The sequence below is a fragment of the Allobosea sp. Tri-44 genome (assembly GCF_004123845.1).
GTDB lineage: Bacteria > Pseudomonadota > Alphaproteobacteria > Rhizobiales > Beijerinckiaceae > Allobosea.
Genome location: NZ_NBDP01000007.1, coordinates 253,871 through 269,672, shown reverse-complemented (window position 1 = coordinate 269,672; position 15,802 = coordinate 253,871). Strand labels below are relative to the sequence as shown.

Below are 15,802 nucleotides of genomic sequence, written 5' to 3'. Positions count from 1 at the left end.
TGGACTCGGTTTTGGGCTTGCCCAGAGCGTCACCACGTCGGATGCATCGTTGTCAGCGGTCGCTTCACGCAAGCCCTTCGTTGATTGATCGCCGAGGCCGTCGGCCATCTTCACCCGGCGTCAACTGAAGCCAGACTGACCCCCGAGCCTTTTTTCCGAATGTTCGCCTCCTGGCGGCGAGCTCATGTCAGCTTGCGGCGCAATTCAGAAATTCAGTTCGCGGCCGACGCAGTGTGTCCCTGATACCTTGCTCGCGTAGCGTTGAAGGAGACTAGTCATTCATCTCTGTTGGGGTGGCTGTTGGGGCTCGATATTCTCACCTTTTCCAAGAGAATTGCTTGGCGGACAGGGCGAGATTGTGTCTTCGAGCTTTGAGCGCCCGACCTTGCGGGCTTTCTCGAAGCTGTCCGCGAGCGCCGATACCGCATTGCCATGCAGGGCCGCGTTGATCTTGCCGCTGAACTCGACGACCTGCTGACCCTTGGCTGTGATGAAGCTGCGCCAGGTGCCGCCATCGAAATTGCCGGCGAAGGCCTTGCCGACAGTGGTGCTGGGGTAAGCCCTCATATGCCCGTCGCGCACCATAGCGACCGGATCGTTCCAACTGATCAGGTGCGGCCCGACCGCGGCCGCAACAACCAGCGCGAAGGCGACGATCGGTGCGATCAGGTTGACGCCGCCTTCCTGCTTCGCCTTGGCGAGCGCGGTGGCCCGATCGGGCTCAGATCGTAGCGCTTCCCAGCGCTTGCGGACCTTTTCGAGGTACCAGGCATTGCCGTAGAGCGCGAAGACGATGCCGAGGCTGAAGGTCGCCACCATCAGCAGCCCCGCTGCCAGCGGCGGCGCACTCTCGGGCAAGAGAGCATAGACCAACTGGAAGGCGAAGACAGAGCCGCCGAGGGCCCACATCTTCCGGTAGAACAGCCAGCCATAGGGGAAGAACAGCGCCGGCCAGGTCCAGGAACTCAACATTGCGATCTTTGCCGGATCGCCGCCGGCCTTGGCCAGCATCGTCCGCCACTTGCCCAGGTAGTGATCCTCCGCCATCGCAAAGCTGGTGAACGGCATCCTCCGGGGTGAAGACAATGTGGATCACTCGTCATCATGCTGCTTCACTTCAACCGGCAAGATGAAGATGAACCTTGCACCACGCGGCTCGTTTGTCTCGACCCACAATCGCCCGCCATGCGACTCGACGATCGACCGGCAGATTGCCAGGCCCATGCCCATTCCCTGTTCCTTCGTGGTGAAGAAGGGCTCGAAGATCCTGTCGGGGAATTCGACGCCCGGCCCGCGATCGCTGACCTCCGTTTGAACCGAATCTGCTATGCGGCGCAGGCGCACGCCGAGCGATCTCTCGTCCGCAACCGCCTCCATCGCTTCGATACCGTTGCGCATGAGATTGACCAGCACCTGCTGGATCTGGATGCGATCCAGCGCGATGAGTGGAAGGTCGCTCTGGATATCGAGGTCTATACGGACGCGCCGTCGCGCCGCCTCATCGGCTATCAGGTTGCGCGCTTCCTCTAGGACGCTGCCAAGAGGCGTGCTCGTCCTCGTCTCTACGGACTGCTTGAAGAGGGCACGGATTCGGCTCACGACCTCGGCCGCGGCATTGGTGTCGCGGATGATGCGCTCCACCGTCGTCTGCGCGCGCTCGAGGTTGGGCGGTTCGGCCGTGAGCCAGCGCTGGCAGGCATGAGAGTTCGCCACAATAGCCGCCAGCGGCTGGTTCACCTCGTGGGCGATCGAAGCCGAGAGCTCCGAAAGGCTGGCGGCTTGTGTCGCCTTGGCGAGTTCGCCGGAGGCACGCCGCAATGCCTCTTCCGCTTGCAGTGCTCGCATCTGGTCCTCGATGTCGATCGACACCGAATACCATTGCGCGATTGTTCCATCCTGATTCCGCAACGGCTCGGCACGAGTCTCGACCCACCGATACACGCCGTCCGCGCCACGCATGCGATATCTCATGGTGTAGTCCTCGCCCGTGGCGAGGGCGCGGCGGAGCGCCGCCACGACCTTCGCAACTTCATCAGGGTGGACGAAATTCTCGATGGCTGGTCGAAGTCGACTCGCGCCGGCCGCGCCTAAGTCCGCCAAGCTCACGCCGATAAAATCGGTCAGTCGCTTGTTAAAGAAGATCGGCTCTCCTTCGGGCGACAGGCGTCTGATGTAAACCGGAAGCATGTCTACGAGCTGTGAAAGCTCGCATTCCCGGTCGTGTAACGCCGATTCCGCACGCTTGCGTTCAGTCAAATCGAGAATGTAGGCGACGCCTTGCCTGGACTGGCCTTCGAAGCAGGCAGCCCCAATCAGCACCGGTACACGGCTGCCGTCCTTCCTGAAGTATTCCTTCTCGCGGGCTTGCATCTTGCCCGTTTCCTTGAGCTCGTCGAGCTCGTTGCGGATATGCTCGGCCTGCCATTCCGGAGGCGTCATATCGAGCCATCGAAGCCCGGCCTGCAAATCCGCGCGGTCATACTGGACCATGCGGAGAAACGCGTCATTGGCGTCGATGAGCCGTCCGTCCAGGTCCCAGATGACGATGCCGATGATATCGGACTCGACCAGGCGCCGAATTCTGGCTTCTCGCTCCTGAACTTCGTTGTAAAGGCGCATCTGATCGTCGATGTCGATGGAAACGCCGTACCATTCGGCAACCGCTCCGCTTTCATCACGCCGGGGTTCCACCTTGCACTCCGCCCAGCGATAGGCGCCGTCCTTCTCAAGCCAGCGAAACCGCATCACGGCGGGGCTGGTGCTTTCAAGACAGCCTCGCAGCGTCCGCTCCACCTCGGACGCGTCGTCCGGATGGATGAGCTGACCGACCAGATCCTGGATGTTCGATGCCTGGAGCGGCGTCAGACTCGGGAGAACCTCTTTGAAATGGTCCTGGTAGCGCTTGTTGAAATAAGTGGGGGCGCCATCGGGCGTCGCGCTCCAGATGCGGACCGGGAGTGTGTCGATCATCTGCTGAAGCTGCTGCTGACTTTGGCGCAATGTCAGCAGCGACTGATGGTACTGGCGGGATATTGCGGCGACGACGAGTGCGGAGAACGCCGAAATGGCCAGAAAGAGCTGCAGCATGATCTGCCGGTGTCGCTGCGTCTCGGGAGCGCCGGCGAACTGGCTGTCGCCGGATATCGTAAATGCCGCGGTTATCAGTGCGAGGAGGGCCAGGCTGACGGCGGCGCCTCTGTATTCAAATCGCACCGCTGCCCACAGCAGCGGCGGCATGATGATGTAGGCGAAGGGCAGGTAGCCACCGAGGGACAGCGCGGCGACACCGAGCAGGATCACCCCAACGACGAAAGCCTCCAGCCAGCGGGCGGCAGAAAACCGCGCCTCGCCGCGCCAATTCTGGAAAACGGCCAGCGCCAGCGGCGCCACGATCAGAACCCCGGTCGCGTCTCCGATCCACCACATGGGCCAGGCCGCCGCGAATGAGTGCGGTTTCATGTCGAACCACGCGAGTGTGGCACTGCCCACCGTCGCGCTCAGGGCCGGCGCAATACCCGCAGCCAGTGAAACGAATGCGAGGACCTCCTGCAAGGTCTCCAGGCGCACCGGCCGCTTGCAGGTTCGGGTCACGAGCCAAGCTCCGACTACCGCCTCAAGCGCGTTGCCGGCATTGATCAGGAGCGCCACCGGCAGCGGGTTGTGAAACCAGACGAGATTGCTGACGAGTTCGGCCAGGCAGGCCGCAGCGATCCACCACGGCCAGCTATAGCCTGAAGTGACGATGAGGGTCGCGATGAACAGCCCGGCCGGAGGCCAGATGGAAATTCCTGTCTCGGGCACGATTGCCAGCGACTGCGCGAACGCACAGCCCAGGATATAGGCCACGGCAAAGAGAGCCAGGCGCCGGAGTTGCGGGCGGTACGCCCAGATTCGCGACCACTGATCCTGCTTCCGATCGTCGTCGCCGGCTTCGCCATGAGAGTTGGACGCTGTCGTCACTGGCCGCTCCTTCGGAGTGAGGCAAGCCCGAGGACTATCAGCCGTCGTATACCACTGTTCTCTGTATCGCGGCGGCCAACTCAGGGTCGTACCGTCGGTACGCAGATGGCGAATGAGGGGAATGGGATCGCGCTTCCGAACAACGCGTCATCGGCCAAAAATGACGATGAAGGCGAAGCAAAATCGTTTGATCGGGACGAGGTGACGTTGAACAGGCCTTTGGAGTCGGATCCGGTCAGACCGGCTCGAGCTGGCAGGCGAACCGTCTCTTGTATTATAGTTTGAAGAGCCCGTTTTCCGGCCAGCTTGCGGCACAGGCCGATCCGGACGGGCTCCAGCGCAGGCGGTCACGTCCTGGTCGGAATTGCCACAGGTCTCGACGCACCCAAGCCTCGTGAACGATCTGCCGCACCTCGTCTGGCACGACGTCGTCGCGCCTCATCACGAGTTGGACGATGGAGTCGGCCAGCAAGTCTTCGAGCGTTGGTTCGCGGTTCGAGGAGTCCATCATCCGTTTCCCTGTCCGGCTTCAGCCGGCGCGGCGGTCCATTCTTGACCGGCCGAAGCGCCTTGGGGGACGGGAGCGGAAGCAGACTCCGCTCATCCGTCCCCGGTGCTCCGCCTGAGTTATCTTGAGCCGCTCGTCTGCGGCTGGGCTTTGCGGCTGGCGACAAGCTGCCCAGCGGCGATTGTCGCCACGCAGAGCCCGACCACGACGTGCGTCCACATCGGCCCTTCCGCCGATTTGAAGCCGAGCAGGAACGGCGCGGCGACCGCCCAGCATCCCAAGGTCAGGTTGGACCATTCGGTCCAATCTCCGTAGCGATAGAGCGCCACGAGGGAACAGCAGACGATCAACGCGCCAACGATCCCTGCATTCCATGCGGCGGTAGACGGATCAGCGAACAGGAAAGCGGCGCAGGCCAAGATCGCGCCTAGAACGAGGTTGGTCCATTCCAATCCCTTGCTCGGAATTTCATTTGTCATATTTTTCTCCTAGATTTGGAATTCCTCCAATATCCCAAACTATATTTGAGATTGAAGGTTCAATAAGAATGAAGAGTTCAATCCAACTGCGATACTCTACGCATGCATCTGTCAGGCGATGCTTGTAGTGAGGTCAGCTGGTCGTGGGGATAGTGTATTCCGTGCTGGGGGATAGGTGCTCGACGCTGCTACCGTAGCCGATCGACGCTTCGTGGCCGAAAACTCGGTCGCCCGCTTCAGGGCCAACCTTCACCACGAAAAGGAGCACTGGTCTCCAAAGCGGTTTGACACCCGGAACGCCGGCAGGCGGCTGCAGATCGGGGCTGTGAGGCCCGCGCGCAGCCGTTGCAGGATATTGCGCGCCGCCGAGCGCCTCGTCCATGAGGCGGCGGATGGTGCGTGCGCAGCGGCCGCACTTGGCACTGCAGCCGAGACAGCCATAAACTTGGCTGGGCGAGCGCGGCGTTTGCGCCTCGACGGCGGAGCGGACATCCTGTTCGCTCAACACATTGCATGAACAGACGATCATGGCGCGATGGCTCTTGGCAGCAAGGTTATCCGAAGGCCGCTAGGGCCATGAACAAGGGTTTGGGTGAGGTGAAACCGCCCGGGCCAAGCGATGCGATGCCGCAGCCGGCCGGTTTCACCTCATGGCGCAGCAGCGCTACGCCTTGCGCTATGGCGGCGTCGCTCGTCAGGGCCACGCCTCGAGACTTGGCTCAAGATCGCCAACGCCCTGGCCGAGCCAGCCTCCAGGCCGGCTCGGCCCTGACCCAACGAGCGGTCAGTAGTCCCAGACGGCCGGCACCCAACGAAAGAGCTTGCCGTCGACCGCCACATGACCAACGGACGGGAACGGCATATGAGTGGCCACCAGCTGCTCGCCGGTCGCCGCCAGCTCGCGCAAGAGTTCGACGCGAACGCGGGCCGACTCCTTGGGGTCGTGCTCGAAGCCGTTGTGCCAGTCGGGATGGTCGAACCCGACCGCGAACACGGCGTCGCCGGCGAACATCAGCCGCTCGCCGCCGGAGGACAGGCGGACCACGCTGTGTCCGGGGGTGTGGCCGCCAGTGCGCGTGACGACGACGCCCGGCGCCACCTCGTGCCGCTCTTCGAATGTCCGCAGCTGGTTGCGATACTCGTGCACGAACCGCTTGGCGCTCGCCCGCAGCGCGTCCGGGAATCCCTCCGGCATGGAGGTCTCGGTGAAGTCGGGCGCCGCCCAGAACTTGACCTCGGCCGCCGCCACATGGATACGCAGGTCCGGACGCAGCTGTTCCTTCACCCCGTCGACGAGCAGCCCGCCGATGTGATCCATGTGCATGTGGGTCAGCACCACGTCGGTCACGCGCCGAGATCGATGCCGGCGGCTTCCAATCGCTTGATCAACCGCCCGGCCCGCGGCAAGTTCGGGTCCACTCCGAGCCCGGCATCGACGAGAATCGTCTGGTCGCCGCTCTTCACCACGACCACGTTCAGCGGCCAGCCGATCATTTCCTGCGGCAGGAAATTTTCCTTCAGCCAGGCCGCGCGGATGGCCGGGTCGGCGTCGTGCGCCAGCATCTCGGTTGGCAGCGACAGCACGCCGTCGCTGATCACCAGCACGTCGATCTCTCCGACTTTCACCGCGTAACGCGATGGGACCAACTCGTCGAGCGCCGCTCGGCCGGGATGTGAAATGTTGTCGAGGCTCATCTGGGCGATCATGTCTGTCTCCTGCTGATGGGGTTGCCACGGCCGTATCGGCCACCTCCGCCAGCGGTCTCCATGGTTGGCGTGCTCGCCTTCCGGGACGGCCACATGGCGTAGCCGAAGGACGTTGCATCGCCTCCGCCAGCACAGCCATCGAACAGAAGCCTCGGTCAGGCTGTGCGAAGGTGTATGGCAGCCTCGTTGCGCGCATGGTCGACCCTCCGCGAACGTCGGGAGGCGCCGCTCTGAGCGGCGAGCAACGGCTGTGCCTCTTGCATGTCGCCGGTGCACCGGCGCCTAGGGTGAGGCTCGCTCCGATACCGCGATATCAGTGGCCACGGCCTCGATGCCGACGACGGCGCGCGCCGATTGGCGCCCCAGCGCCGAGGGCCCTCGGGGCCTGTGCGAAGGCCGCGTCCAGCTACCAGCAGATCCGACGGAGTGACCGATGTCCAAGACCATCATGCTGATCCATGGCGCCTGGCTGAATGCGCAGAGCTGGGAAGGCTTCAAGGCCCGCTATGAAGCGCAGGGCTATGCCGTCATCGCCCCATCCTGGCCGCTCGACGACCGTCCTCCGGCCGAGCTGCGGGCGTCCCCGGACCCCGCGCTCGCCGAGGTCGGCATCAACGAGGTCATTGATCACTACGATCGCCTCATCCGCGCGCTGCCCGAGCCGCCGATTCTGATCGGGCACTCATTCGGCGGCACCGTCACGCAGCACCTGCTCGACCGTGGCCTCGGCGCGGCCGGCGTCGTCATCGACCCCGCTCCGACCTCCGGCGTGCTGGTTGGCTGGCAGACCGTCCGGTCGACCTTCCCGGTGTTCCTGTCCTGGGGAAGCTGGCGCCGCGTCATGACCATGTCGCGCAGCTTCTTCGGCACGCGCTTCGCGCAGACCGTGCCGCCGCAGCAGGTCGACGCCATGTACGACCGCTACATCGTCCCGACGCCCGGAAAAATCTACTGGGACGGCCTGGTGTCGGCCGCAGGCAAGATCCGCTGGGACAACCCCCATCGCGCGCCTCTGCTGCTCATCGGCGGCGGCATCGACCTCATCGCCCAGGCCAAGATGACGCAAGCCCTGTTCGAGAAGCAGAAGCAGGCGCCGTCGCAGACCGAGATCAAGATCTATCCCGGCCGCTCGCACTGGACCTGTATTCAGGCGGGCTGGGAGGAGGTCGCGGACTTCGCCCTCGACTGGGCTGCGCAGAACGCCCGGGCTTCCAATGTTCCGGGGTCGAGCCGGCGTTCCCGTCGGCAAGCGGCGTTGTCTGGCCCAGCATAGCGTCACAACCCGAACGGCGAGCGCCCCCGTTGGGGCGGCTGGATCCGGCCGATCACATCGCCATCGTGAGGGTACGAAAGGCCGAGGTGGTTGACCCTCTGGCCAGATGGTTCGGCGGACCTATGTCCGTGGCAGCGGCATCTGCCTGTTCCGGCAGGTGCTCCCAATCTCCGGATGCAGGCGCCCTAAACCTTCGCATCGCGTCACAGATGCTTCCGTTCGATAGTCTGGCCCGCAGCTCCGTCGCATTATCCGCAGCGAAGGCCGTGAGACGAACCGGCCGACCATCCGGCTTCTCAAAAGTCGCCTCCCGCATTGCGAACACGGAGCTTTCGTCATGAAGATCGTCGTCATCGGCGGCACTGGCCTCATCGGCTCGAAGACGGTCGCGAGGTTGCGCAACAAGGGGCATGACGTGCTCGCAGCGTCCCCCAATAACGGCGTCGACACCATCACGGGCAAAGGACTGAGCGAGGCCCTCGCCGGCGCTCAGGTGGTCATCGATCTCGCGAACTCGCCGTCATTCGAAGACAAGGCCGTTCTGGAGTTCTTCGAGACCTCCGGCCGCAACCTTCTCTCTGCAGCCAAGGCGGCCGGCGTGAAGCACCATATCGCGCTCTCGGTCGTGGGGACCGGTCGCCTGCCGAGGAGCGGGTATCTGCGTGCCAAGATGGCCCAGGAAGACCTGATCCGTGGATCCGGCATCCCCTACACCATCGTCCACTCGACACAGTTCTTCGAGTTCCTCGGCGCCATCGCCCAATCGACGACGGTCGGGGATACGACAACCGTTCCCTCCGCCTATTTTCAGCCGATCGCATCGGACGACGTCGCCGGCTTCATGACCGATGTGGCGCTCTCCGCTCCGGCCAACGGCGTGATCGAGATCGCCGGGCCCGAGCCAATCCGCATGAACGATCTCGTCGCGCGCTTCCTGAGGGCGAGCAATGATCCGCGCAAGGTGATCGGGAGCGCTCACGCGCAGTATTTCGGCACCGAGATCGACGACCGGTCGCTCGTCCCCGGCGACAACCCGCGCATCGGCGCGATCGGCTTCGATGACTGGTTCCGCCACGCTTCGCCCCAGCGGCACTGACCTATGGTCGCCGGACTCTCCCGTCGCCAAACCGGGCCGGCCTCCTACGCAAAACTGAAGGACCGCAGCAATGCACAATGACTTCTCGCACGTCCCCGGATCACGCCGCGAAGTCCTGGTGGGCGCCCTCGCCACGACGCTCGCCGTTGGTCTGGCGCAAGGCGCGGCCGCGCAGACGAACCGGGGACAGCGCCCACCTTCTTCCGACCTGAGCAAAGGAACAATGACGATGAGTACGATCACGACCAAGGACGGCGTGGCGATCTTCTACAAGGACTGGGGGCCCAGGGACGCTCAGCCGATCGTCTTCCACCATGGCTGGCCGCTGAGCAGCGACGACTGGGACGCCCAGATGCTCTTCTTCCTCGGCAAGGGCTATCGCGTCATCGCCCACGATCGGCGCGGCCATGGCCGTTCGGCGCAGATCAGCGACGGTCACGACATGGACCACTACGCTGCCGATGCAGCCGCGGTGGTCGACCATCTCGACCTGAAGAACGCCGTCCATGTCGGGCATTCGACCGGCGGCGGGGAAGCCGCCCGCTACGTCGCTCGCCATAGCCGGGGACGCGCCGCCAAGCTCGTCCTGATCGGAGCGGTGCCGCCGCTCATGGTGAAGACGCCGAACACTCCCGGAGGGGTTCCGATGGAGGTTCTCGACGGTTTGCGCGCTACCCTGGCCGGCAATCGCGCCCAGTTCTACGTCGATTTCCCCTCGGGTCCCTTCTACGGCTTCAACCGGCCGGACGCGAAACCCATACCGGGCACGATCCAGAACTGGTGGCGGCAGGGGATGATGGGCAGCGCCAAGGCCCATTACGAAGGCATCAAGGCGTTCTCGGAGACGGATTTCACCGAAGACCTCAAGCTGGTCGGCGTCCCGACCCTCGTCATGCACAGCACGGATGACCAGATCGTGCCGTTCGCCAATTCCGGGCCGCTGTCGGCGAAGCTCCTGAAGAACGCGAAGCTCAAGGTCTACGACAACCTGCCGCATGGCATGTGCACGACGCACGCCGAATTGGTGAATGCCGACCTGCTCGCATTCATCAAGTCATAGGCTTGAGCTGCACCTCAGCGAGAGCCTGATCGCCGGCCGGCCCGCCCCTTGCCGGTCGGCGATCACCTTTTCAGCCTCAGCGCGAACAGAAGCCATGACCCCAATGCCAGTGGGCTGGCGAACTCATGCTCCCGCCTGACCAAGCCGCATCTCATGGCAACCCATGAGAAGGAGCGAACCGAAGCGAGAGCGCTCGGCGCAGCCCGGTCGGGCGGATTGCTCGCAGCTGCCCGTGGTTCACGTGAAGCCAGCAAAACCTAGCGGCCGGCTATGACGGCCTAGACCGCGGTATGGCCGCTGCTTGCCCTTGAACTCAATCGATTCCGGCCCGTCGCCGACCTAGCCTTGAGCTCACGGGCGCACGATCGCGACGGCGCGCCAGACCATCGATGTCGGACACATCGCGCGCGATCGCATCGCGTTCCCTGGCTCCAGTTCAATCATGGGAGGTACCGATCATGGGCTTCAATCGAGAAAATCGAACTGCCGCGGCGGCCGTCATCACGATGGCGATCTTCAACGGCGCATTCCTCTCCCTCAACGGCCTTTTCATGCTCATCGCCCCTCTGGCCTGGTATGAGCTGGTGCCTGGCGTGACCGATACCGGCTTTTTCAACCAGCACTTCGTCCGCGATATCGGGATGATCCAGCTCTTCCTCGGCGCCGCTTTCGCGATCGGCCTTGCCGTGCCGGAGCGCCGCATCGGCCTCTGGGCCGCTGCGACGGTCTGGCTCAGCGCGCATGCGCTCTTCCACTTCTGGGAAGTTGCTGTCGGCATCTGCTCCCCTTCCGTCATTCCGCGCGACTTTCCGGCCGTGACGATGCCGGCTCTCTTCGGGGTCGTGCTGACCCTCTGGGCGATCCGTCAATCGCGCACGGAAAAGCTCGCTGCCGTATCAGACCGGCCGCGATTGCAGCAACCGGAGGCAGGAGCATGAAGATCGTCGTCGTCGGCGGCTCCGCCTCGATCGGTTGGAAACTGGCCAGCATCCTGCGCCGGAAAGGGCATGTCGTCCTGGCTGCCTCGCCTGCTTCCGGCGTCAACACCATCACGGGCGAAGGCCTGACCGAAGCTCTGGCAGGCGCCCAGATTGTCGTCGACGTGGCAAGTTCGCCTTCGTTCGAAGACCATGCGGCGCTCAAGTTCTTCGAAACCTCCAGCCGCAATCTTCTCGCTGCCGAGGTCGCGGCTGGGGTCGAGCATCACGTGGCCCTGTCGGTGGTCGGCACGGATCGCTTGCTCGAAAGCGGCTATTTCCGCAGCAGGATGGCACAGGAAAACCTGATCAGGGCGTCCAAGGTCCCGTATTCGATTCTGAGGTCGACCCAGTTCGCCGATTTCCTGTGCGGGATCGCGTATGCGGCGACCAAAGGCCGAACTGTTCGCCTGCCCTCGGTCGCGATCCAGCCGATCGTCTCCGACGATGTCGCCGAGGCTCTGGCAGCGGTCGCTCTCGGCGCTCCGATCGATGGCATGGTCGAGGTCGCCGGCCCGGAGCGCTTCCGGCTTGATGAGCTCGTCCGCCGCTTCCTCGTAGCTATCGGCGATGCGCGCCAAGTCGTAACCGATCCGAATGCCCGCTATTTCGGCGCCCGGCTGAACGATCGCTCGCTCCTGCCGGCCGAAGGCGCCCGCATCGGCGCGGCCCGATTCGAGGATTGGGCCACAAGCGCCGCCCGCAAGAGGGCGGCCTGACGCGGCGGGGGCTTCAACGCGCGCTGCGAGGATCGGCCGGACCACGAACATCCGCACCCGCGCCGACACTTACCATCTCGACCGCGGGCGGGCCGGCCAGCACTCGACCGTCCCGGCGCGCGCGACGACCTCGCCCAGCCCGGCGTATCTCATGGATTTCCATAAGATGCGATTCTACCATAGCGAGATTAACGTGGGCGACACTCGGTTGGAGCAACCGCTGATGTACGCTTGGTCGCACAGCCCTCGTTTTCAGCATCTGGCGCTGTTTTATCTGGCGTATGTGCTGGGGTGCGGCTTCGCTCAGGCGCTCGCGATCGTCCCCGGGATCACTGTTTCGATCTGGCCTCCGGGCGGGGTTTTCATCGCGACGCTGATCCTCACCTCGCCCTATAGTTGGCCGTGGTGGATCCTGATTGGCTGTCTGGCGGAGATGACCGCGCAGCTCGTATGGTTCCATAGTCCGCTGCTCGCGGGCCTGCTGATCTATCTCGGCAACGCCCTCTGCGCCGTCGTCGGCGCAACGCTCTTGAATCGGGCAATCGGGCGGCCGGTTCGGCTGGAGACCTTGCGAGAGGTTCTCGCATTTGTGGTCTTGGGCGCTGGTGTCGCGCCCCTCGCCAGTGCCACGGTGGGCAGCGCGGCGCTCGCCTGGTTCGGCGTGAAGTCCCAAACCTTCACGAGCGTCTGGCCGCTATTCTGGATCGGCGACGCCACTGGAATCCTGCTCGTGGCGCCGCCGGCGCTCGTCGCGATCCAGCACTGGCGCAACCGGACGCAGATCTCTGCGATGCAGTGGACGGAGGCAGGCGTCCTGGGGCTGATCTTCCTGGGTGTCGCCGCGCTTGCCTTGAAGTACGACTTCCTGCTCTCCGCCTACATCATCATGCCACCGATCCTATGGGCGGCGGTACGTTTCGAGTTCAAAGGCGTCGCCGTCGCCTTGTGCCTTCTCGCCCTCACGACGATGGCACTCACCCTGTCCGGCAGCAGTCAGTTCATCGGCGATCCCGAGACCCAGAGGCAGAAGCAGGTCATGCTGCAGCTCTTTCTGGCCATCTCGGCATTTTCGGCGCTCATCGTGGCCGCGATATCCCGGCAACACCAGCAGGCGCTGCTCTCATTGCAACAAAGCGAGCGCTCGCTGCGAGACCTCGTTGAAACGCTGCCGGTGATGATCGATTGCGCCGCGCCGGATGGCGAGCCGGTTTATCGTAGCCGGCAGCTTCGCGAGTTCCTCGGCTATGAACTTGAAGAACTGGACGGCGTGGGCAAATCCCGCTTGGCCGGCACGATCGACACGAGTGTCCATCCGGACGATGTGGCTGGCGTCAAGGAGAATTTGGCCCGTTCCTTGGCCACTGGCGAGCCATTCGCGCGAATGCTCCGTCTGCAGCGCTTCGATGGCGAGTATCGCTGGGTCGATACCCGCGCCGTCCCGATGCGCAACGCCGAAGGCGCAATCGTGCAGTGGAACATCACCTGCCTCGACATCGACGGAGAGGTTCGCGCTCAGCAGAAGCTGCGGCTCGCGCAAGAGAGACTTGGCCGCGCGAGCCAACTCGCTAGCCTCGCGGAGCTCTCGGCCTCGATCGCTCACGAGGTCAACCAGCCTCTGGCGGCGATCGTTGCCAACTCGCTCGCCTGCAACCGTTGGCTGTCGACGGATCCTCCAAACCTTGGGCGTGCGAAGCTCACGGCCGAGCGCATCATCCGCGACGCGAACTCGGCCGCCGATGTCGTGAGCCGCATCCGCGCCCTGTTCAAGCAATCCACGGAGGCCAAGAGCTCGACGGCGCTGGGCAGTGCCATAGCCGAAGCGCTGGCTCTTGTGGCCGAGGAGATGGAGCAGCGTCGCATTCGCATCGACACGGATGTCGAAGGCGACCTGCCTCCCGTGTCTCTCGATCGTGTCCAGGTTCAACAGGTGCTGATCAACCTCATTCGCAACGGAATGGAAGCGATGGACACCACGACCGAAGACAGGGTTCTTGGCATAAGAGCGCGTCGGCTCGGAGACGTCGTGCAGACCGAGATCAGCGATCACGGCCCCGGGGTCGCTGTCTCCGGCAGGATATTCGAGCCGTTCTTCACCACAAAAGGAAATGGAATGGGCATGGGGCTGACGATCTGCAGGTCGATTGTCGAATCTCGCGGCGGACGACTTTGGGCAGAAAAGAACAAAAAGCACGGAGCCCTGTTCATCTTCACATTGCCGGTTGAACTGAAAGCGGCGCCATGACGACGACGGGCGATCCTATGGTATTCATCGTCGACGACGATGACCGCATGCGGGAGGCACTCGGTGAGCTGCTGACGTCACACGGCATGCGCTCCGAAGCGTTCGGATCGGCCGGCGACTACATCAACGCAGAAAAGCCGGAAGTCCCAGCCTGCCTCCTCCTCGATGTCGAGCTCCCGGACATCAACGGCCTAGACCTGCAGCAGCAGATCGCGATCGGCGATCATCCGCCGATCATTTTCATCACCGGGCATGGCGACATCCCGTCTTCCGTTCAGGCCATCAAGCACGGCGCCGTGGACTTCCTTACGAAGCCGTTCAGTGATGTCGACCTTCTGGCAGCGATCGACGCCGCAATCGCGCAGGATCGGGAAAGGCGATTGGAGCGTGCCGAGTTCGGTGTGCTTAAGCAGCGCTATCTTGTGCTGACGCCGCGCGAACGTGAGGTGCTGCCGCTGGTCGTGAGTGGCCTTCTCAACAAGCAGGCCGCCGCCCAGCTGGGCATCAGCGAGGTCACGCTGCAGATTCATCGAAGAAACGTGATGCAGAAGATGGCTGCCGCCTCGCTGGCCGATCTCGTTCGGATCGCAGAGAGGCTGGAGATTCCGATCGCGCACTCGCGCCGAGCGGGAAGGAGCTGACCGTGACGAAACGGAGACCTGTCGTGGCGGTTGTCGATGACGATCCAAGGTTACTTGAAGCGCTCGAGGAACTGCTGGAATCTGCGGGCTACGCGGTCCGGACCTTCTCGTCGGGCCGATCGCTCTTGGCCGATGGGCCATCCGGCTTCGATGCCCTGATCACCGATATCGGGATGCCGGACATGGACGGATTTGAGCTTCGCGACGCCGTGACGAAGGCGTGTCCGGGATTGCCGGTGTTTCTGATCACGGGCCGCCACGAGATTGCCGATCAAAGCCGGGCGCTGGGCATCAGCGGCTTCTTCCGCAAGCCCTTCGATGGGCAGGTCCTGCTGGCGGCTATTGGCGATGCCTTGCCTGAACAAAAAAGGAGGGTGAACAATGAAAGCTAGTCATCAGAACCTGCGAGGATCGGAGGCGTTGCGGATGCAACGGGCCCAGGAACCAGAACCCTTGGTCATCATTGTCGACGACGACGCTGCGGTTCGGGAGGGGCTGTCCGAGTTGATCCTGTCGGCCGGTTTCAGCCCGGTCAGCTTCCCGTCGATCGGCGAAGTGCTAGGTTCCGGCGCATTGGAGAGCCCCGGTTGCCTGATCCTCGATGTGCGCATGCCGGGGGCGAGCGGTCTCCAACTGCAACACCAGCTCGTTCAAAGCGGCAATCGCAAGCCAATCATCTTCCTGACCGGGCATGGGGACATCCCGATGACGGTCCAGGCGATGAAGGCTGGTGCCTTGGATTTTCTGACCAAGCCGGTCAGGGACCAGACCCTGCTCGACGCCGTGACCGTCGCGATTGCGGCGGATGCCGTGCAGCGGGCCGAGGCCGCAGTCACCAAACGCAGCATGGAATACCTGGAGACGTTGACGCCGCGCGAACGCTCGGTTCTGCATGAAGTCGCGCACGGACGCCTCAACAAGCAGATCGCTTTTGATCTCGGCATCAGCGAGGTCACCGTCAAGCTCCACCGCAGCAACGCGATGCGGAAAATGCACGCGACCTCGCTTGGCGAGCTCATCCGCGCCTGGGAAGCACTGCCTGCCGATGTCCGCGAAACGCGTACGGCCTAGGCAGCCGATGCCGGGACGAGCATGCTGCTGGCTGCCAGCTTGTCTGGGTTGATCTGACGTGTCTGCAAA

Annotated in this window: 12 protein-coding genes and 2 pseudogenes; 9 read left to right on the top strand and 5 right to left on the bottom strand. The window is 63.6% G+C overall.

Annotation, left to right across the window (positions count from 1 at the left end; genetic code table 11):
- Positions 1-279: 279 nt before the first annotated feature.
- The 5 genes and pseudogenes from B6S44_RS07765 to B6S44_RS07740 all read right to left on the bottom strand — a co-directional run bounded on the left by B6S44_RS07765 (position 280) and on the right by B6S44_RS07740 (position 6,654).
- Positions 280-1,068, bottom strand: coding sequence for a DUF2628 domain-containing protein (locus B6S44_RS07765; protein ID WP_129156253.1), 789 nt, complete (start codon positions 1,066-1,068; stop codon positions 280-282).
- A 24-nt stretch (positions 1,069-1,092) separates the two neighbouring features.
- Positions 1,093-3,960 carry an MASE1 domain-containing protein gene (locus B6S44_RS07760; protein ID WP_465246093.1) on the bottom strand — a complete coding sequence of 956 codons (2,868 nt, stop codon included), beginning with the start codon at positions 3,958-3,960 and terminating at the stop codon, positions 1,093-1,095.
- A 627-nt stretch (positions 3,961-4,587) separates the two neighbouring features.
- Positions 4,588-4,947 carry an SPW repeat protein gene (locus tag B6S44_RS07750; protein ID WP_129156249.1) on the bottom strand — a complete coding sequence of 120 codons (360 nt, stop codon included), beginning with the start codon at positions 4,945-4,947 and terminating at the stop codon, positions 4,588-4,590.
- A gap of 364 nt (positions 4,948-5,311) precedes the next feature.
- Positions 5,312-5,476, bottom strand: a pseudogene (locus tag B6S44_RS07745) ((2Fe-2S)-binding protein); the annotation flags it as partial.
- A gap of 255 nt (positions 5,477-5,731) precedes the next feature.
- Positions 5,732-6,654: pseudogene (locus tag B6S44_RS07740) on the bottom strand (MBL fold metallo-hydrolase).
- A gap of 433 nt (positions 6,655-7,087) precedes the next feature.
- Here B6S44_RS07740 and B6S44_RS07735 point away from each other — a divergent pair.
- The 9 genes from B6S44_RS07735 (at position 7,088) to B6S44_RS07695 (ending at position 15,733) form a co-directional block, all read left to right on the top strand.
- Entirely contained in the window at positions 7,088-7,927 is an 840-nt protein-coding gene (locus tag B6S44_RS07735) for an alpha/beta hydrolase (protein ID WP_129156247.1), read from the top strand.
- Between the two features lie 337 nt (positions 7,928-8,264).
- Positions 8,265-9,023: an SDR family oxidoreductase gene (locus tag B6S44_RS07730; RefSeq protein ID WP_129156245.1), complete on the top strand. Its 759-nt coding sequence runs from the start codon at positions 8,265-8,267 to the stop codon at positions 9,021-9,023.
- 229 nt (positions 9,024-9,252) lie between these two features.
- A complete protein-coding gene (locus tag B6S44_RS07725; protein WP_206735094.1) occupies positions 9,253-10,083 on the top strand; it encodes an alpha/beta fold hydrolase in 831 nt (276 codons plus the stop codon).
- A gap of 458 nt (positions 10,084-10,541) precedes the next feature.
- Positions 10,542-11,021: a hypothetical protein gene (locus B6S44_RS07720; protein ID WP_248309492.1), complete on the top strand. Its 480-nt coding sequence runs from the start codon at positions 10,542-10,544 to the stop codon at positions 11,019-11,021.
- On the top strand, positions 11,018-11,779 hold the full coding sequence (locus tag B6S44_RS07715; RefSeq protein ID WP_129156241.1) for an SDR family oxidoreductase: 762 nt from the start codon (positions 11,018-11,020) through the stop codon (positions 11,777-11,779). Before B6S44_RS07720 ends, B6S44_RS07715 begins: the two co-directional genes overlap by 4 nt.
- A gap of 220 nt (positions 11,780-11,999) precedes the next feature.
- Positions 12,000-14,021 (top strand): MASE1 domain-containing protein, encoded by a 2,022-nt coding sequence (locus B6S44_RS07710; protein ID WP_129156600.1) that lies wholly within the window; start codon positions 12,000-12,002, stop codon positions 14,019-14,021.
- Complete coding sequence (locus B6S44_RS07705; RefSeq protein ID WP_129156239.1) at positions 14,018-14,662, top strand: response regulator transcription factor; 645 nt, start codon at positions 14,018-14,020, stop codon at positions 14,660-14,662. Before B6S44_RS07710 ends, B6S44_RS07705 begins: the two co-directional genes overlap by 4 nt.
- A gap of 2 nt (positions 14,663-14,664) precedes the next feature.
- Positions 14,665-15,054, top strand: coding sequence for a response regulator (locus B6S44_RS07700; RefSeq protein WP_129156238.1), 390 nt, complete (start codon positions 14,665-14,667; stop codon positions 15,052-15,054).
- A complete protein-coding gene (locus B6S44_RS07695; protein ID WP_129156236.1) occupies positions 15,044-15,733 on the top strand; it encodes a response regulator transcription factor in 690 nt (229 codons plus the stop codon). Before B6S44_RS07700 ends, B6S44_RS07695 begins: the two co-directional genes overlap by 11 nt.
- The last annotated feature ends 69 nt before the right edge of the window (positions 15,734-15,802 follow it).